Raw genomic sequence first — 19,246 nt, 5'->3', positions numbered from 1 at the left:
AGAGTCCTTTTAAAGTAAATGTCCCATTTTTATTTTTTTAACTTCAAGATAATGTGCATTGTGTGTGTTGCATTGCGTAATAATTGGCTCACGCTCTAGACTGACAAAGTTGCTAAAGGCTTCAATTTTATTTGGATTATTAGTAAGGAGGCGGATTCTTTTAAGATTGTAATAATCAAGAATGAATTTTACAATGGAATAATCTCGTTCATCTTCTTTGAAACCTAATGCTAAATTTGCTTCCACAGTGTCCAATCCTGTGTCTTGCAGAGCGTAAGCATTGACTTTATTAAAAAGTCCAATCCCTCTGCCTTCTTGGCGCAGATAAATCACCATTCCTTGCTCTTTTTGAATTTTTTGGAGTGCCATATGCAGTTCGCTTCCGCAATCGCATTTTAAGCTCAAAAGTGCATCTCCTGTTAGGCATTCAGAATGCACACGTACAAGAGGATTAAGAGGTAGATCTTGTGTTTTAATCACGAGGTGTTCTAGAGTGTAGGTATGGTTTTTTATAGTTTTTCTTTCTCTAAAAGAGCGGATTTTAAATTCTCCAAATTGCGTGGGGAGATTAGCTTCGTTGGAAACTTCTATAGATTTTGGTAAGATTTTTTGCATTGATAATCCTAAAAATAAATTAAAAGGCGAATAATATCGCATTTGTAGTAAGAATCGCTTTAAGGTGGAATTTTGGTTGGTTTTTAAAAAAATGCGTTACAATGCGATAATTTTTGCTAAAGAAAGTGTGGAAGTGTGATGAAAAATAGTGTGGAATCTGAAACTAAAAGTAAGAGTTTTGGGATAAAAAGCGTGGAAGTAGGGCAGAGAATCTTATCAAAAAATGACAAAGTAGCAATGGAGTTACGTGCAATTTTCAAGCAAGAGAATATATTTGTAATCAATCTTATGAGTTCGCCAGGAAGTGGTAAAACAACGTTATTAGAGAATATTGCTAGGCATAACCTTTTAGACTTTAGCGTGGTGGAGGGAGATTTACAAACAAATCGTGATGCGGAGCGTTTGGGAAAATTTGGGGTTAATGCTTATCAGATTACAACAGGTGATGCGTGCCATTTAGAAGCCTTAATGGTAAAGAGTGCATTAGAAAAATTACGTGAGCAAGAAAAATTAAAAGATTTTATGTTTATTGAAAATGTGGGAAATCTCGTGTGTCCAGCAAGCTATGATTTAGGAGCAAATATGAATATTGTTTTGCTCTCCACACCAGAAGGTGATGATAAGGTGCTAAAATATCCAACGATGTTTTTGTGTGCGGATGTGGTAGCAATCTCTAAAGTGGATTTGGTAAATGTGTTTGATTTTAAAATAGAGAGAGTGCAAGAGGATTTAGCAAAACTTAAAAAAGAGATTCCATTATTCTTAGTATCTTCCAAAGATACGGAATCTTTGCAGGAATTTTGCGCATTTTTACAAGAAAAAAAGGAGCAAAACTATGTGTCTAGCCATACCTTCTAAAGTGGTTTGTATTGATACAGAAAATAATATGGTAACACTTGATACACTAGGTGTTACGCGTGAGGCAAGCTTAGATTTAATGAGTGAGGAAGTTAATGTTGGGGATTATGTGTTATTGCATATTGGTTATGTAATGGGAAAAATTGATGAAGAGCAAGCAAAATTATCACTTGAAACTTATGCGGAGATTTTAAAAGCAATTGAGGAAGAGGACGCAGAGTTAAGAGATGCTAATGGAGATGTGTAAGGGTTTTAAGTATTATTAATCAACCAAAATTAGTGTGCAGAATGCAAAATTATAAATAAGATTCTAAAAGGCTTATAATCGTAAGCGGTTAGCCTTAAAGTGAAGAAAGGTATTAAAAAATCATCAAAGAGATTTTAAAGTTGATATATAGAATTGCAAAGGATAAGTTGTAATTATATATTTGAATAGAGGAGTTTTACGGAATCCAAAAGGATTCTGTAACTCTAAAGAGAAGTAAGTTTTTCTTGTGCTAGGCTATCTAAACAAGCAACAACATTATCGCTTGCTTCTTCTGCTTTTTTAAAGTGGTTGTAAATTTCCTCTAAGCAGTCGCTTGAATTTCCATATTGCTTCATAATCTCATGTGCTGCAATGATATTATCATGCACATCTTTGTGGAATGGTTCTAGCTTTGCATAGCTTGGAAGCATAGAGAAGAATTGTTTTCCATTTCCACTATCATACCATTTGCCTAAACGGCAATCATGATGTCCTACGAATTTTGCCTCTAAATCCTCATTGAAAATTGCACGATACCCATTTGTCTTAAAGAGCAAGTGGTCTAACTTAATAAGTCCAATGAAAGTTGTGATGAGAATTTTATATGTGTCGTTATAGATTTCATCAGCAGAGCAATTGATTTTTTCTAGTGTTTCATTTTGCGCTCCAAGCGTTTCCATATCTTTAATAATGTGTTCTGTGGAAGTTTGCACTTCAGAGAAGTTTTGCTTTACAACTTGAATGTTCATTTCAATCTCTTTTGTAGCCTTCTGCGTGCGCTCCGCTAATTTTCTAACTTCATCTGCAACTACTGCAAAACCTCTTCCATGTTCTCCTGCTCTTGCTGCTTCAATGGCTGCATTGAGTGCTAAAAGATTTGTTTGGTCGGAGATATCTGTAATTAATGCAATCACTCCTGAAATTGCCGTAAAGTCATTTTGCACTTGTGTAATCATATCTCCAAATTCAGAAAGTCTAGCTCCCATACTTGAGAGTTCTTCAACCAAAACATTTTGTGTTTCTGATGTGTTTTGTTTATTTTCTTCAGCAATTCTTCTTGCATTGTATAATAAGTCAATAGATTTACCAAAATCATCTTGTAAAACTTTGAGATTAACGCCACAACCCCTAGCTAGAGATAGCGTCATATCTCTAAAAGTTCCGATGCACTCTCCAGTATTAGATTGTTGCTTGGAGGTCGTTTGTAATTGCTCTTCAAGAGATTTATTTTTTTCTGCCATTTCTTGCAATTTTGCTTTCAAGAGTTTGTTTTCTTCTAAAACATGTTGTAATTCTTCTTTATATTTGTTGCCAAACATCGTGTTATCCCCTAAAGGTTAAGATTCTCCCCATTTATGAATCATACCATCAAAATAATGTAGTGGCGCGATTATATTACAATAAGTTTAAAATAAAATTATTATATACGAAAAAATAATTATGAAAAATATGTCTAAAATTATGATTTTTTAGGATTTAAAAATTATGAAATTGATTCTAAATTCCTAAAAATTATAAGCAAAAATTATAGATTTTTAGGTTAGATTTATATGTTTCAAAATTTTTTAAAGAAAGGATTAGTTATGGAGCAGAAGTTTAGGGTTGAGCATGACACAATGGGTGAAGTGAAAGTTCCAGACGAGAAGTATTGGGGGGCGCAAACAGAACGTAGTTTTGAGAATTTTAAAATCGGTATTGAGAAAATGCCAAAGGTTTTAATCTATGCATTTGCAAATTTAAAAAAATCTCTAGCAATTGTTAATCAGAGTTTGGGTAAGCTTGATGAAGTGCGCAAAAATGCTATTGTGCAAGCATGCGATGAAATTATATCTGGTAAGTTTGATGATAATTTTCCGCTTGCAATTTGGCAAACAGGTTCAGGCACACAAAGTAATATGAATATGAATGAGGTCATTGCAAACCGCGCAACAGAAATTGCAGGATATAATTTTAGAGAAGAAAAATTTGTCCATCCAAATGATCATGTGAATATGTCCCAAAGTTCTAATGATACATTCCCAACGGCAATGAGCATTGTAGCAGTGGAGCAAGTGTTAAAAAAACTTATTCCTTCCCTTGAGGAACTAAGCACAACTTTAGGAAGAAAAGCACAGGAATTTAAAGGTATTATTAAGATTGGACGCACGCATTTACAAGATGCGACTCCTTTAACTTTGGGGCAGGAATTTAGCGGGTATCACTCTATGTTAGAACATTCTAAAGAGCAGATTTTAGCTAGCTTACCAACACTAAGAGAATTAGCTATTGGGGGCACAGCAGTAGGAACAGGCTTAAATGCGCATCCTCAATTAAGTGAAAAAGTCAGTGCAGAATTAACGAAGATGTTAGGCATTGAGTTTGTTTCAAGTCCTAATAAATTCCACGCTTTAACAAGCCATGATGCGATTACTTTCACACATGGTGCATTAAAAGGTTTAGCGGCGAATTTAATGAAAATTGCAAACGATATTAGATGGCTTGCAAGTGGTCCTAGATGTGGGCTAGGAGAGCTTAGGATTCCAGAAAATGAACCCGGAAGCTCTATTATGCCAGGAAAGGTCAATCCCACACAATGTGAAGCTTTAACAATGGTTGCTGTGCAAGTTATGGGAAATGATACAGCAATCGGAATTGCCGCAAGTCAAGGAAATTTTGAGCTTAATGTTTTTAAACCAGTAATTATTTATAATTTTTTACAAAGCTTAGATTTGCTTGCTGATGCTATGCATTCCTTTAATATCCATTGCGCAGAAGGGATTGAGCCAGAATTGGAGAAAATTGATTACAATTTGCACCACTCCTTAATGCTTGTAACTGCACTTAATCCACATATTGGGTATGAAAAGGCAGCAAAAATTGCAAAAAATGCGCACAAGAAAAAAATCTCACTTAAAGAGAGTGCGCTTGAGCTAGGTTTGGTAAGCGAAGAGGATTATCAAAAGTGGATTGATCCTAGTAAAATGATTGGTCCAAAAGCCTAAATTCATAGAATCTAAAAGGTTTTTTTACCCCTTTTAGATTTTCTTCTACATTTTTAAATATGATTCTAACTCCTCTGTTTTGTGAAATTTTACAAAAACTGCAAAAAGACAAATTTTTAACCCTTCTATTAATAAAACTGCTTTATAATTCCGACAATTTTTAAACATTTTGGAGTTTTTATGTCTATTCCAACACTGCAAGAAGCACTAAAACTAGATAAAGATGGTATTCAAGAGTTAAAAAATACACTCAAAGAAAAAATTCAAGCAAGTGATCTAAATGCTTATATTGGCACATTAGAAGATAGCGATACAAATCTTTTGCCCATTGCAATTAAAGACAACATAAATGTGAAGGGTTGGGAAATCACTTGCGGAAGTGAGATTTTAAAAGGTTACATTGCTCCTTATAATGCGACAGTCATTGAAAATCTAAAACGTAGTAGTTTTGCACCTTTTGGACGCACAAATATGGACGAGTTTGCAATGGGAAGCACAACAGCTAGTAGTTGCTATGGTAAAACGTTAAACCCTAAAAACAAGGATAAAGTTCCCGGTGGAAGTAGTGGAGGGAGTGCAGCAGCAGTAGCGGGCGGAATCGCACTTGCTGCACTTGGGAGCGACACGGGAGGAAGTATTAGGCAGCCTGCTAGTTTTTGTGGGTGTGTGGGGTTAAAGCCAACTTATGGTAGAGTTAGTCGTTATGGACTTGTTGCATATAGCTCAAGTTTAGACCAAATTGGACCTATTACACAAAATGTAACAGATTGTGCACTTCTCTTTGACGCGATTGCAGGTTATGATAAAATGGATTCCACAAGTGCAAAGATAGAACCACCAAATACTTTTAGAGCTTTAAATTCTGAGCTTAAATTAAGAATCGCAATTTTACCAGAGCTTTTAAAAGACGCGGATTCTAATATCCAAAACGCCTATCAAAAGACTATTGATTTACTTAGCAAAAATGGACACACGATTATTGAAAAACAAATGTTAGATACAAGCTATATTATTGCTGCGTATTATGTTATTTGCACGGCTGAAGCGAGTTCAAACTTAGCGCGTTTTGATGGTGTACGTTATGGAAGACGTGCGAAGAATTTAAGCAATTTAAAAGAATTGTATCTAAAAACGCGTTCAGAGGGCTTTGGTGATGAGGTAAAACGTAGAATCCTTCTTGGCTCTTTTGTGTTAAGTAGTGGGTATTACGATGCTTATTATATTAAAGCGCAAAAAGTGCGCACTCTGATTGCTAGGCAATACAATACAATCTTACAAGATTGTGATGTTATATTGTCTCCTGTTGCTCCAAGCGTTGCCTTCAGTTTTGATGCGTGTAAAACACCATTACAGATGTATTTAGAGGATATTTATACAATTGGTGTGAATCTTGCTGGTTTGCCTGCAATTTCCTTGCCTGTAGATAGTGATGGAGGATTGCCTATTGGAATGCAGTTTATCGGAAAGGCTTTTGATGAGCAAACGCTTTTAGATGTGGCGTTGCACTTAGAGAACACATTAAAATAAGGAGTTTTTATGAGAATTAGGGCGCGCGCATTAACCTTTGAAGATGTTTTATTAGTCCCTGCATATTCTGAGATTTTGCCTAAGGAAGTCTCCTTGCAAACAAAACTCTCTCGCAATATTGCACTAAATGCTCCTCTTGTTTCAGCTGCAATGGATACGGTAACAGAAGAGCGCACAGCAATTGCTATGGCGAGACTTGGAGGGATTGGAATTATCCATAAAAATATGGATATTTCAACACAAGTAGCATTAATTAAAAAAGTAAAAAAAAGTGAGAGTGGGGTAATTATTGACCCGATTTATATTAGTCCAAATTCCACGCTTGCAGACGCAAAAGAGATCACGGATAATTATAAAATCTCTGGCGTACCAGTGGTTGATGAGCATGGTAGTTTGATTGGAATCTTAACAAATCGTGATATGCGTTTTGAAACGGATTTGACACGTATGGTTAAAGATGTGATGACAAAAACACCATTAGTTACAGGAAAAGTTGGAACAAGCCTAGAAGAAGCACGCAATATTATGAATAAGCACAAAATTGAGAAACTTCCAATCGTTAGTGAAAAAGGAATCCTAAAAGGGTTAATTACTATTAAGGATATTCAAAAGCGCATTGAATATCCAAATTCTAATAAAGATGATTTTGGGCGTTTGCGTGTTGGAGCAGCAATTGGAGTGTTTCAATATGATCGTGCTAAGGCACTTGTGGATGCTGGGGTTGATGTTTTGGTTTTGGATTCCGCACATGGACATAGTAAGGGGATTTTAGAGACAATTCAAAAAATTAAAAATGACTTGGTGGTGGATATTGTTGCAGGAAATGTTGCAACAGGAGAAGGAGCGCAAGCCTTAATTGATGCGGGTGCAGATGGGGTAAAAGTGGGCATTGGTCCAGGAAGTATTTGCACAACAAGAATTGTAGCGGGAGTAGGTGTGCCACAAATTACGGCGATTGATGATGTGGCAAAAGTATGCCAAAAATCTGGAATCCCAGTTATTGCTGATGGTGGAATCAAATATTCTGGTGATATTGCAAAAGCTCTTGCTGTTGGTGCATCTAGCGTAATGATAGGAAGCATGTTAGCAGGAACAGAAGAATCTCCCGGAGAAACTATCATTTATCAGGGCAGACAATATAAAACCTATCGCGGAATGGGAAGTTTGGGAGCAATGAATCGCGGGAGTGCAGATAGGTATTTTCAAGAGGGTACAGCACAAGAAAAACTTGTGCCAGAAGGTATTGAAGGGCGTGTGCCATACCGCGGGAGAATTGCAGATGTTATTCATCAAATGCTTGGTGGATTGCGTTCATCAATGGGATATTTGGGCTCTAGGGATATTCCAACACTTTGGGAAAAAGCAGAATTTGTGGAGATTACACAAAGTGGCTTAAGAGAATCGCATGTGCATGATGTGATGATTACCAAAGAAGCACCAAACTATCATATTAACAACTAATGCCAAAGTTACTATTCTCTTATAGTTTATATCACGCAAAGACGCAAGACTACGAGGCTATTCTAATAAAAATTAAAGAAGAGTTTGGTGCAAATGTGCCAGATATTTTTCTAAATAATCCAGAATATTTGGTGCTAAGTTTAAAAGAAAAGGAATGGCAAAAAGAGATTGTAAGTTTAATAGAGCGTCTAAAAACTTGTGTTAATACAGAAGTTGAGCATTTGCGTAGCAAGGGCGAGAATATACATATTGTGTATCGGTTTGGAATTTTGGAGATGGAGAGCAAATTTTTTCAGTATCCTCCGGATTTAGAGGACGATGATTAAAAGTGCCTCTAATTAGCGGTTTAAAGAAAAAGTGCTACAATCTTAGAAAAATTTTTAAAAGGAATCAAAATGCAAAGACCAGCGGTAGATAAAAAGGCAGTTGAAGAGTTTTTTAACTATTGTAAAGAAAATGAAGTAGAGTTTATAGATTTTCGCTTTACAGATATTAAGGGAGTTTGGCATCACTTTGCATTTGATGCAGATGTGATTGATGAGAATAGTTTTAAGGGGATTCCCTTTGATGGAAGCTCACTTCCTGCATGGCAACCTGTTAATAAATCTGATATGGTGTTGATTCCAGACCCTGTGCGTTATTTTATTGATCCTTTCACAGCGGATACGACTGCTGTTGTATTTTGTGATGTGTGGGATATTTATAAAGATGAGCCTTACGAAAAATGTCCGCGCTCCATTATTAAACGTGCTATGGCTTACCTTAAAGAAACAGGAATTGGTGATGTTGCATATTTTGGACCAGAGAATGAGTTTTTTGTGTTTGATTCTATTAAAATTAAAGATTCTGTAAATTGTCAATATTACGAGCTTGACACAGAAGAGGGCGAGTGGAATCGCAACAAGGAATTTGAGGGGGTGAATTTTGGGCATCGTCCGGGGACCAAGGGGGGATATTTTCCTGTTGCTCCGGTAGATTCTATGGTGGATTTGCGTGCTGAAATGGTTAAGGTATTAAAGCAGGTTGGATTAGAGACTTTTGTGGTGCATCACGAAGTTGCGCAAGGGCAAGGTGAAATTGGCGTAAAATTTGGCAATATGCTTGAAGCAGCAGATAATGTGCAAAAGCTAAAGTATGTGGTAAAAATGGTTGCACACTTAAATGGCAAAACAGCAACTTTTATGCCAAAGCCACTTTATGGTGATAATGGTAGTGGAATGCATGTACATATTAGCATTTGGAAAGATAATAGGAATCTATTTGCTGGTAATGCGTATGAGGGCTTAAGTCAAATGGCATTGTATTTTTTAGGTGGTGTGTTAAAGCATGCAAGAGCATTAGCTGCATTTACAAATCCTAGCACAAATTCCTATAAACGCCTGATTCCGGGTTTTGAAGCACCAAGTATTTTAACTTATTCTGCACAAAATAGAAGCGCAAGCATTCGGATTCCTTATAATAGTGGTGAAAAGGCAAAGAGAATGGAGTTTAGATTTCCAGATAGCTCAAGTAATCCTTATTTAGCGTTTTCTTCACTTTTAATGGCGGGTATTGATGGAATCAAAAACAGCATAGAACCAGGTGAGCCTATGGAGATTAATCTCTTTGAACTTCATCTTGACGAAATCCGTGAAAAAGGTATTAAACAACTTCCACACACCCTAAGACATGCTATTGAGGAAATGTTATTAGATAGTGCGTATTTAAAAGAAGGTGGTGTTTTTAGTGAGGAGTTTATTCAAGCTTATAAAGCTTATAAATTTGAAACTGAAATTTGGCCTTGGGAAGCACGTCCACATCCGTTTGAATTTATTACAACTTATAGTTGCTAAGTTTTTGCTTTATTTTGGATTCTATATAAAGTGGAGTCCAAAGACTAGATTTTCTTTAAAGTTTATTTTAGTTTTTGTTTTTATGCAGACTCTTTGTAATGTGCATACTCCTTAAATTTAGATTCTGTTTTAAACATTTAATTAGTAAAGCAGTGGTAAAATCCGCAATTATTTTACATTCACAAGGGTTTATCTATGGAAAATGCTGGAAATATTTTTACGCAATTGCTCCCATTAATTGTATTAATTGCAATTTTTTACTTTTTAATTATCCGCCCACAACAAACACAAGCAAAGCGTCATAGAGAGATGATTGCAAGCCTTGATAAAGGGGATAAAATTGTAACAAGTGGTGGATTTATTGTAGAAATTGTAAAAAGAGAAGAGGAGTTTTTTATGGTGCGCTTGAATGATGATACACTTGTTAAACTCTCTAAAGATTATGTTGCTAAAAAAATCTAACAATAGTATCCTATGAAAAAATCTTTTAATGCAAAATTACTTTTTTTTGTTATTGCAACGCTTTTTGGCATTGTTCTTTCTGTGCCTTCTATCTTTCAAACGCAAGGTCCTAAAATCATCTTAGGGTTAGATTTGCAAGGTGGATTGAATCTGCTTTTGGGGGTAAAAACAGAGGAAGCAATTAAGACGCGTTATAGCTCTTTAGCGTCGCAGATCAACTATTATGCCCTAGATGAGCAGATTTTGCTAGATGGATTAAATGCGGGCGAGGATAGTGTTAGCTTTGAACTTTTGGATTCTAATGAGAAAGTCAAAGTAGATGCATATCTAAAAACGATTCCGGGTTTGGATATCGCAGAAAATAATTTGCATTACACCATTTCTTTTGCAGAAACTGAAATTATAAATCTTAAGAATTTTGCCATTGAACAAGCTATTGGCAACATTAGAAATCGTTTAGACCAGTTTGGACTCTCTGAACCAAGTGTAGCTAAGCAGGGTGATGACGCAATTTTGGTGCAGTTGCCCGGAATTAAAACACAAGAAGAAGAGCAACGTGCTTTGGAACTTATCTCAAAAGGTGGGCATTTACAGATGATGGCAGTAGATGAAGCACGTAATGCTAGGGTTTCATCAATGACGGAATTAGAAGCGGAATCCTATGGCGATGTGATTTTACCCTTTGTAGAAGATGAGAATCAAAAGATTTTACTAAAAGCAATTCCAATTTTAGATGGTGCAATGCTAACAGATGCAAGAGCAGCATACGATCAAAATGGACAACCTGTGATTAACTTTACGCTTAATGCGCAAGGCGGTAAGATTTTTGGTGATTTTTCTGGAAAAAATGTGGGTAACCGTATGGCAATTGTTTTAGATGGTAAAGTGTATTCTGCCCCAGTGATTCGTGAGCGTATTGGTGGAGGAAGTGGGCAGATTAGTGGTGGCTTTAGTGTGCAACAAGCAAGCGATATTGCCATTGCTTTAAGAAGTGGAGCTTTGCCTGCTCCTATTACTTTATTAGAGAAACGTAGTGTTGGTCCATCACTTGGAGCTGATAGCATTAAAGCCGCAATGATCGCGCTTATTACAGGAGCGATTCTTGTTGTGGTGTTTATGGTGTTTTATTATGGGATTGCAGGATTTATTGCAGATATTGCAATGGTTGTAAATATTTTGCTTGTTATTGCGGTGATGGCGCTTTTTGGAGCGACACTCACGTTGCCGGGAATGGCTGGGATTATTCTAACTGTCGGTATGGCGGTGGATGCTAATGTGATTATAAACGAGCGGATTCGTGAGGGATTTCGCGCAAAAGAGAATTTTATAAAATCAATGGAAAATGGTTACGCAAACGCTTCTAGAGCGATTTTTGATTCTAATCTAACTTCTCTGATTGCTGCGGTGTTGTTATATATGTGTGGAACTGGAGCAATTAAGGGCTTTGCAATTACGATGAGTATTGGAATCCTAGCTTCTATTATCACGGCAATTGTTGGAACGCATGGTGTGTTTAGAATGTTTCAAAATCGCATTATGAAATCAGGCAATTATGCGCTATGGTTTGGTTATAGAGATAGAAGCAAATAAGGATTAATATGGATTTTTTTAAGCATAATAGAGTGTATGATTTTGTAAAAATGTCTAATTATGGGATCATACTTTCTCTTATTTTATTTGTGGGTTCATTAATTTTATTTATCAAGCCCGGATTTAATCTTGGTGTGGATTTTGCAGGTGGAACAATTGTTCAAGTGCAATATAAAGAGGCAGCACCTTTATCAGAGATTAGAAAAACTTTAGAAGCAGTAGAAGCTTATAATGGGGTGCAAGTGAGTGAATTTGGCGCACCAGAGGAGATTTTAATCAAACTTCCAACTGCTTCATCAAGCGTTAATCAAGATATTGGGCAAGAAGTTGCAAATGTTCTAAAAAATACCGGTGCGCTTAATGTGCGCCGTGTGGATATTGTAGGACCAAAAGTTGGAGATGAATTAAAAGAAAAAGGCACTTTAGCTTTAATTTTAGCTTTAGTAAGCATTATGTTTTATGTTTCCTATCGCTATGAGTGGCGTTTTGCACTTGCAGCAATTTTAGCACTTGTGCATGATGTTGTAATTGCAGCAGGAGCAGTAGTTCTATTTAATATCGATTTAAGCTTAGAGGTTATTGCCGCACTTTTAACACTTATTGGGTATTCTATTAATGATACGATTATTATTTTTGATAGAATTCGTGAAACTATTGGAATCCGCGTGAATGATAGTCTAGAAAATGTCATCAATGAGGCATTATCAGCTACGCTTTCAAGAACGGTTTTAACTTCCCTAACTGTATTTTTTACGGTCTTTACACTCTATGCTTTTGGAGGTGAGATTATCAAAGGCTTCAGTTTGCCGATGTTAGTTGGGTCTATTGTAGGGAGTTATAGTTCAATTTTTGTCGCAAGTAAGCTAGTGATTTTATTTAAATTTGATTTGAAAAAATACTATCAAAAAGTTACAGAGGCAGAGCGTAAGGCACTAGAGAAGAAAAAAATGCGTGAAATGTATGAGAGAGGTAGAGTGTAATGGATTGGGGCAAGGTAACTTTTGTATTCTTTATCTTGATGAGCTTAACTTCAACAGTTGGCTTTTTGTATGAGCAAAATTTGGTAATGCTATTTATTGCTGGTGGGGTGAATATTCTTTCTACAATTTTAAAAATTGGTGTGAGAAGCTTTATGTCTGCGGAGCTTATGGCTGCATCTTTGGTTGCAGATTTGCACCTAATTCCATCATTTATTTATATGCAAGTGTTTAACGAAGTTAATATTGCAGTAGCACTTGCCCTTGGCGCATTGGTGGCAAATATCGTATCTATTGTGTTTATAGCAATTGAGAGTATTAAGAGTTATAACAATTACAATTAGGGGTGGGGTATGGAATATAATCCTAAGGTCATTGAGAAAAAGTGGCAGAATTTTTGGGAAGAGAGTGGCGCATATGAACCAAAAGAGGATTGTAGGCTTCCTAAGAAATACATCTTAAGCATGTTCCCTTATCCTAGTGGAAATATTCATATGGGGCATGTGCGTAACTATTGCATTAGCGATGCAATTGCTAGAAGATTTCGCAAAGAGGGCTATAATGTCTTGCATCCGATTGGTTGGGACGCTTTTGGAATGCCAGCGGAAAATGCAGCAATTAAGCGCAAAGTGCATCCAAAAACTTGGACTTATTCTAATATTGAAAATATGAAATCCCAGCTTTATAGTCTTGGATTTTCTTTTTCTAAAACACGAGAGCTTGCTACTTGTGATACGATTTATTCTAAATGGGAGCAAACTTTTTTTATTGCAATGTGGGAAAAAGGGCTTATTTATCGCAAAAAAGGCTTTCTAAATTGGTGTCCTAATGATAAAACAGTGCTTGCAAATGAACAGGTTATTGAAGGGAAATGTTGGCGTTGTGATACTCCTGTTGTGCAAAAGGAAATGAATCAATATTACATTAAAATTACGGATTATGCACAAGAATTGCTAGAAGATTTAGAACTCTTAGAGGGCAAATGGCCTGCGCAGGTTTTAACAATGCAACGCAATTGGATTGGTAAATCTGAGGGTTTAAGTTTTGCTTTTGATTTAGAAAAAAGCGTAAAGAGTGGAGATCGTGTAATTTCTACTTTAGAAGTATTTACTACACGTCCTGATACGATTTTTGGAGTGAGTTATTGTGCTTTAGCACTAGAGCATCCACTTGTTAAAGCAATGCTAGAAAATGCGGAATCTTATGGACTTACAAAAGAGGTAATTGCACAAATCCAAGCAATGCAAAATACAAGTGAGAGAGAGCGCGCCCAGCAAGAAAAAATAGGGATTCCACTTGGAATTTATGCTATACATCCATTAAGCGGAGAAAAGATTCCGCTTTGGGTGGCAAATTTTGTCTTAATGGGGTATGGGAGCGGAGCGGTTATGAGCGTTCCAGCTCATGACGAGAGAGATTTTGATTTTGCTAAAAAATATAATTTACCTATTATTCCTGTGATTAAGCCAATAGATTCTGAAAATGTTGCGCAAGATAGTTTTTATACGGGGGGTGGTGTGTTAATAAACTCCAAAGAATATGATGGTTTAGGAAATGAAGAAGCAAAGGAGAAAATCATTTCTTATTTTGAAAGCAGTGGTAAAGGGAAAGCTGTTGTAAATTTCAAACTTCGTGATTGGGGAATTTCAAGACAACGTTATTGGGGAACACCGATTCCTTTAATACATTGTGTGCAATGTGGAATCGTTCCTGAAAAAAATGAGAATCTTCCTGTTGCGCTGCCAGAAGATGTGGTGATTGATGGAGAAGGGAATCCACTAGATAAGCATCCTAGATGGAAGCACTGCACTTGCCCAAAATGTGGCAAAGAGGCGATAAGAGAAACAGATACACTTGATACTTTTATGGAGTCTAGTTGGTATTTTTTACGTTATACGACACCACAAAAATTGCGCAAGAGTGAAGCAATTAGCACACAAGATGCGCAATATTGGATGGATGTAGATGAGTATGTGGGTGGAATTGAGCATGCCATTTTGCATTTATTGTATGCACGTTTTTTTACAAAAGTATTAAAAACGCTTGGATATACGGAATCTAAAGAACCCTTTTCACATCTATTAACGCAAGGAATGGTAACAAAAAATGGTGCTAAAATGAGTAAATCTAAGGGCAATGTTGTAGATCCTTATGATATTATTAAGCAATTTGGTGCGGATACTGCAAGACTTTTTATTCTCTTTGCAGCCCCTCCTGTGCGCGAGTTAGAATGGAATGATTCTGCGGTTGAGGGGTCTTTTCGTTTTATTAAACGTTTGTGTGCAAAAATTGAAAAAGCGCGAAAAATTACCACTTTGCCAAAAATTGCAATAGAGAATCTAAGTGAAGCAGAAAAATATGCGCGTAAAAAAATCTATGAAGCATTAAAAAAATCTAATGAAACTTTTACACATGAGAGCGGGTATTCCTTTAATACACTTATTGCTGCTTGTATGGAAGCTCTAAATGCGCTTAATGAACAAGATAGTGCTGATGTGTGGAGTGAGGGTTATTTTATTTTGTTAAATGTTCTAGAACCAATCATTCCGCATGTTTGCTGGGAGCTTAGCAATGAGTATTTTAAGCTTACAAACTTTGCACCAATTAAAGTAGATGAGTCCGCACTAAAAGAGGATTCTATCACGATGGCAATTACCATAAATGGTAAGCGTAGAGGAGAAGTTAAAGTGTCTGTGAATGCGGATAATGCAGAAGTCTTAACGCTTGCAAAAGTTGCAGTTGAAAAATGGATTGCAGATTTTACGATTATTAAAGAAATTGTGGTGCCAAATAAACTTGTGAATTTTGTGGTGAAACCATGCGAAAAATCCTTGTAGTTTTAGTAACTTCTCTAGTGCTTAGTTTGAGTGCATGTGGCTATAAACCCCTAGCGCACAACACACAAAAAACTCTAGGTAATAAAATCTATGTGGAAGTAAAAATTGATCCACGTGATACTCAAAATAGCGTAACACTTAAAGATGAGCTATCTAAAAACATTTTTGAGCGTTTGCATGCAAATATCGTAAATAAAGACGAAGCGACTTCTGTTATAGAAGTGCAATTGCATTCAGTAAATTTTAGCTCACTTGCCGAGAATCGCACGGGTTTTGCGACATTTTATCGCTGTGAAGTGATTGTAGAATTTAAATATAAAAACAATTTAAGCCAGAAAAAACGCGTGTTTAATAAAAAAGGATTCTATAATTTTTCACTCAATGAAAGTTCCATTATTACGGATTCTGTGCGCCTTGAAGCAATTAACAATGCTACACTGCAAGCATTAGATGGGTTTATCTCACAAGTAGGAATTGATGGATATTAATGCAAAATATACAAAATATTGCTAGAGAAGCATTAAAAGAACTTTTAAAAGAAGGGAAAGAACCAACTCCAGAGGCTTATGCGCAAGCTTATTGCCTAGCCGCTAAGAAAATGGGTGTTGTGGTTGAATCAGAGTTTAGCATTGAAAAAGTGCTTGAAATGCTAGAGCCTGAGGCAAAGGAGAATTTACCGCATAAGAAATTTAAGCATAAAAACGAGCTTTTTATTTCCTTAATAAAGGTTATCAATCATCTAAATTTCTCAAAGAAACATTTTAACACTTCGCTTGAAACCTTAAAGCTCCTTTTGCGCCTATTAGCCATACATCCTCAAAAGGAAATAAGCACTCTTGCAAAAGGACATTTGATAGAAATTGACAAATTAAATTCCCAGTCAATGCAAAATTGGCGTGAGCGTTGGATGGAGCAGGTAAAGAAAATTCCAGAGTTTGATTTTTTGGATTCTTTAAAAGTGCTTGAGATTTTAAGTAATTTTAAGATTCCATATCTTGGAATTCAAAAATGGCAAGATGATGTGCGTAATTTGCTAAAAGAATCAAAGCCTAGCAAAGAAGAGCAATTAAAATTGCTAAAAAGCTTGGAATCACAAATCTTGGCTCTAAGCTCACAAAATACGCAGTCTTCACAAAATTCACAAAATCCAAAGATAAGCCCACAAGAACCACAAAAACAAAGCGCAAATGCGATGGCAAATTCTCCTAAAAAGCCACTAGAATTTAAAGACACAATGGCACTACCTATTGATGCAGTTACGACTTTGATGACTAAAGATGGAATGCAAGAGGTGCTAAATTATGCTGAAAATGAGTTTGTTAAAGCAAATGAAAATTATTCGGTGATTGTTTTTGGGATTGCAGGTTATGATAGAATCAAGGAACATTTTGGGTTAGAGGCTGCAAAGCGTGTTTTGGCAACTCTTGGGAGGTTGCTAAAGCAATATAGTAATACAAGTGATTTAATTGCTTATTATGGTGATGAGGAGTTTTTAGCTTGCTTGCTTGGTCGCAAAAAAGAAGAAGCAATTACCTTTATTCGTAATTTAGATAAAATTGTAAGCAATAGCAAGTTTATGTTTCAGCAAATACGTATTGAAATTTCTTTAAGCGCACAAGTCTCACATCGTGTGGAAGAAAAGGATTTAGAATCAATGCTTAAAATAAGCATTGAAGAATTTACTAAGCATAAAGACTCGCAAGGAATTATTCAATATGATGCATAAACTCAAGCATTTTTTGGAGCAAAAAGGGGCGGAATATGCTCCTTTTGATCCAAAGCGTGCGCCGAGACTTTTAAAGCAATTAAAACTTAGTTTTGGGGATAAAATCATTGTCCAAATCATCGGCACAAATGGTAAAGGAAGCACAGGACGATTTTTAGCTTTAATACTTAAGAATTTAGGATTAAAAGTGGGGCATTTTACTTCGCCGCATTTATTGTCTCTTTGTGAACGTTTTTGGGTTAATGGAGAAAATGTTGCGGAATCCGTATTGGAGAGTGCATTTACGAGTCTAGATATAGAGGTTTTAAAAGGGGCAAGTTATTTTGAAGTGCTTACATTTTTAGGTTTTAAGGTTTTTAGTAATTGTGAAGTTGTGATTTTAGAAGCTGGGCTTGGTGGAGAATACGATTCTACAACAACTTGTTCTGTGCCTAATCTTACACTTTTTACAAATATTGGAATTGACCATGAAGAATTCCTTGGCAAAAGCATTAAAGAGATTGCTACAACGAAGCTTAATGCAATGGCAAAAGTGGCAGTTTTAGGAGTGCAGAGAGAAAAGTCTATCGCATCAATTGCAGAAAAAATTGCTAAAGAAAAAAATGCAAAGTTGGTGCAAATAAAGGAAATTTCACAAGTTATTTTAGAGTATATTAAAACACACAATTATCCTAGCTATCAAGCTCAAAATTTAGCTTTAGCATGGGCAGGATTAATTGCACTTAGTGAGACAAAAAGGATTCCGTATAATACGGATTTTAATTTGGATTCTGCATTAAAATCACTTTTAGCAACACTCTCTCCTTTTGATTTACAAGGGAGATTCCAAATCTTAACCCCAAATATTTGCCTAGATGTCTTGCATAATACTGATAGCGCAATGGCTTTGCTAGAGCATTATGTTACTTTTAGTAAGAATAAAACTATTTTAATTTATAATTCCTACTCTGATAAGAATCCAAAGGCAATCTTATCGCTTTTAAAACCTATTATCGCGCGTGTGGAGATTTTTGTGGTGGAGAATCCACGCATGATTAAAAAAAGCATATTAGAACAAATTTTACAAGAGCTTGCTATTCCATATTGTGATTTTGTAGCATTAAAAAAAGAATCACAATATCTTGTGTGTGGCTCTTTTAGTGTGGTGGCAAAGTTTTTGAAAGATTTTGAAGAAAAAAGAATAATGGAAGAGTAGATGAAGAATCGTTTTGTAGTTACAATAACAGATGTTAATGGCTCTAAGCAGTATAATATCCATCAGTATGTGAAACAAATTATGTTATATATAGTTTTGCTTGTGGTTGTGATTTTTTTCTTTAGTTTCATCTCTATTCGGTTGCTCTTAAAAGAAGTACGTCAAATTGAAATCAAACGTGATTTAATGCAAGAAGAATATTTAAAGATTAACGAAAAAAATGAGGAGCTTCAAGCTCTCATCGATGAAAAAACAGAAGAGCTTGTCAAAGTTTCAGATAGAATTGAAGATTTAGAAGGAATTGTGGGGTTAAGCGACCAAATTGTGGAATCCCAAGATTTAAGCTTGATAGAACGTGTAGATTTAGCAAGTATTACTGGGGCGCAAAAAGCTTTTGTAATGCAGCTTATTCCAAATGGTGCACCTTTGCGTGGGAATTATCGTATCACTTCAGAGTGGGGAACACGGGTGAATCCTGTATTAAGACGTACGCAGTTACATACAGGGATTGATTTTGGATTGCCCATTGGTACGCCCATTTATGCACCAGCTGATGGTGTAGCATATTTCGTAAATAATAGCTATAATGGTGGTTATGGAATCATGGTAAAGCTTGAACATTCCTTTGGCTTTAGCACATTTTATGCTCATTTGAGTAGAATTGTTGTGAAAAAAGGGGATTTTGTAAGGCGCGGACAGCTTATTGCCTATTCTGGCAATAGTGGGAGAAGCACAGGTCCACACTTGCATTATGAAATCCGCTATTTAAGCCAAGATTTAAATCCGCGTTCATTTATCGAATGGACAATGCGGGATTACACCAAAATTTTTGAAAAGGAGAAAAGTGTCAAATGGCAATCTTTGCTAACAATGATAAATCAACTAGTGGAAATTCGGGAAACACCAGCATTATCGCGAAGGGAACAAAAATAAAAGGT

At 36.0% G+C, this 19,246-nt stretch carries 18 protein-coding genes and 1 pseudogene; 16 read left to right on the top strand and 3 right to left on the bottom strand.

The features are described 5' to 3' along the window. Positions 1 to 9 precede the first annotated feature (9 nt). Positions 10 to 615: a GTP cyclohydrolase II gene (gene ribA, locus K4G57_RS07700; RefSeq protein WP_221532570.1), complete on the bottom strand. Its 606-nt coding sequence runs from the start codon at positions 613 to 615 to the stop codon at positions 10 to 12. A 135-nt stretch (positions 616 to 750) separates the two neighbouring features. On the opposite strand from ribA, the gene hypB reads away from it, so the two are divergent. Continuing rightward, positions 751 to 1,473 (top strand): hydrogenase nickel incorporation protein HypB, encoded by a 723-nt coding sequence (hypB, locus tag K4G57_RS07695; protein WP_429913088.1) that lies wholly within the window; start codon positions 751 to 753, stop codon positions 1,471 to 1,473. Then, positions 1,451 to 1,720 carry a HypC/HybG/HupF family hydrogenase formation chaperone gene (locus K4G57_RS07690; protein ID WP_221532572.1) on the top strand — a complete coding sequence of 90 codons (270 nt, stop codon included), beginning with the start codon at positions 1,451 to 1,453 and terminating at the stop codon, positions 1,718 to 1,720. The genes hypB and K4G57_RS07690 overlap by 23 nt, the downstream gene beginning before the upstream one ends. Positions 1,721 to 1,944: 224 nt before the next feature. On the opposite strand, the gene K4G57_RS09330 is transcribed toward K4G57_RS07690, so the two are convergent. Continuing rightward, positions 1,945 to 2,400 (bottom strand): CZB domain-containing protein, encoded by a 456-nt coding sequence (locus tag K4G57_RS09330; protein WP_429913089.1) that lies wholly within the window; start codon positions 2,398 to 2,400, stop codon positions 1,945 to 1,947. Further along, positions 2,395 to 2,706: pseudogene (locus K4G57_RS09325) on the bottom strand (methyl-accepting chemotaxis protein); the annotation flags it as partial. The pseudogene K4G57_RS09325 and the gene K4G57_RS09330, both read right to left, overlap by 6 nt. A gap of 597 nt (positions 2,707 to 3,303) precedes the next feature. On the opposite strand from K4G57_RS09325, the gene fumC reads away from it, so the two are divergent. The 14 genes from fumC (at position 3,304) to K4G57_RS07615 (ending at position 19,241) form a co-directional block, all read left to right on the top strand. Beyond that, positions 3,304 to 4,701, top strand: coding sequence for a class II fumarate hydratase (gene fumC, locus K4G57_RS07680; protein ID WP_221532574.1), 1,398 nt, complete (start codon positions 3,304 to 3,306; stop codon positions 4,699 to 4,701). Between the two features lie 186 nt (positions 4,702 to 4,887). Then, the gene (gene gatA / locus K4G57_RS07675) at positions 4,888 to 6,228 is read left to right on the top strand and encodes an Asp-tRNA(Asn)/Glu-tRNA(Gln) amidotransferase subunit GatA (RefSeq protein ID WP_346727945.1); all 1,341 of its coding nucleotides are present in this window, start codon (positions 4,888 to 4,890) and stop codon (positions 6,226 to 6,228) included. A gap of 9 nt (positions 6,229 to 6,237) precedes the next feature. After that, positions 6,238 to 7,689 carry an IMP dehydrogenase gene (gene guaB / locus K4G57_RS07670; RefSeq protein ID WP_221532576.1) on the top strand — a complete coding sequence of 484 codons (1,452 nt, stop codon included), beginning with the start codon at positions 6,238 to 6,240 and terminating at the stop codon, positions 7,687 to 7,689. After that, positions 7,689 to 8,015 (top strand): hypothetical protein, encoded by a 327-nt coding sequence (locus tag K4G57_RS07665; RefSeq protein WP_221532577.1) that lies wholly within the window; start codon positions 7,689 to 7,691, stop codon positions 8,013 to 8,015. Before guaB ends, K4G57_RS07665 begins: the two co-directional genes overlap by 1 nt. Positions 8,016 to 8,084: 69 nt before the next feature. Beyond that, a complete protein-coding gene (gene glnA / locus K4G57_RS07660; RefSeq protein ID WP_221532578.1) occupies positions 8,085 to 9,521 on the top strand; it encodes a type I glutamate--ammonia ligase in 1,437 nt (478 codons plus the stop codon). Positions 9,522 to 9,716: 195 nt separating this feature from the next. Continuing rightward, complete coding sequence (yajC, locus tag K4G57_RS07655) at positions 9,717 to 9,983, top strand: preprotein translocase subunit YajC (RefSeq protein ID WP_221532579.1); 267 nt, start codon at positions 9,717 to 9,719, stop codon at positions 9,981 to 9,983. 12 nt (positions 9,984 to 9,995) lie between these two features. Then, a complete protein-coding gene (gene secD / locus K4G57_RS07650) occupies positions 9,996 to 11,573 on the top strand; it encodes a protein translocase subunit SecD (protein WP_221532580.1) in 1,578 nt (525 codons plus the stop codon). Positions 11,574 to 11,581: 8 nt separating this feature from the next. Next, positions 11,582 to 12,553, top strand: coding sequence for a protein translocase subunit SecF (gene secF / locus K4G57_RS07645; protein WP_221532581.1), 972 nt, complete (start codon positions 11,582 to 11,584; stop codon positions 12,551 to 12,553). Further along, positions 12,553 to 12,894 carry a DUF6394 family protein gene (locus K4G57_RS07640; protein ID WP_221532582.1) on the top strand — a complete coding sequence of 114 codons (342 nt, stop codon included), beginning with the start codon at positions 12,553 to 12,555 and terminating at the stop codon, positions 12,892 to 12,894. The genes secF and K4G57_RS07640 overlap by 1 nt, the downstream gene beginning before the upstream one ends. A 9-nt stretch (positions 12,895 to 12,903) precedes the next feature. Continuing rightward, a complete protein-coding gene (leuS, locus tag K4G57_RS07635) occupies positions 12,904 to 15,387 on the top strand; it encodes a leucine--tRNA ligase (protein ID WP_221532583.1) in 2,484 nt (827 codons plus the stop codon). Then, complete coding sequence (gene lptE, locus K4G57_RS07630) at positions 15,369 to 15,875, top strand: LPS assembly lipoprotein LptE (RefSeq protein ID WP_221532584.1); 507 nt, start codon at positions 15,369 to 15,371, stop codon at positions 15,873 to 15,875. Before leuS ends, lptE begins: the two co-directional genes overlap by 19 nt. After that, positions 15,875 to 17,113: a diguanylate cyclase gene (locus K4G57_RS07625; protein ID WP_221532585.1), complete on the top strand. Its 1,239-nt coding sequence runs from the start codon at positions 15,875 to 15,877 to the stop codon at positions 17,111 to 17,113. The genes lptE and K4G57_RS07625 overlap by 1 nt, the downstream gene beginning before the upstream one ends. Then, a complete protein-coding gene (locus K4G57_RS07620; protein WP_236033275.1) occupies positions 17,103 to 18,308 on the top strand; it encodes a bifunctional folylpolyglutamate synthase/dihydrofolate synthase in 1,206 nt (401 codons plus the stop codon). The genes K4G57_RS07625 and K4G57_RS07620 overlap by 11 nt, the downstream gene beginning before the upstream one ends. After that, entirely contained in the window at positions 18,309 to 19,241 is a 933-nt protein-coding gene (locus tag K4G57_RS07615) for a peptidoglycan DD-metalloendopeptidase family protein (protein ID WP_221532586.1), read from the top strand. It begins immediately after the preceding gene. Positions 19,242 to 19,246: the final 5 nt, after the last annotated feature.

It is taken from the genome of Helicobacter turcicus, from assembly GCF_019711685.1.
GTDB lineage: Bacteria > Campylobacterota > Campylobacteria > Campylobacterales > Helicobacteraceae > Helicobacter_D > Helicobacter_D turcicus.
This window is presented reverse-complemented; position numbering and strand designations above follow the sequence as displayed.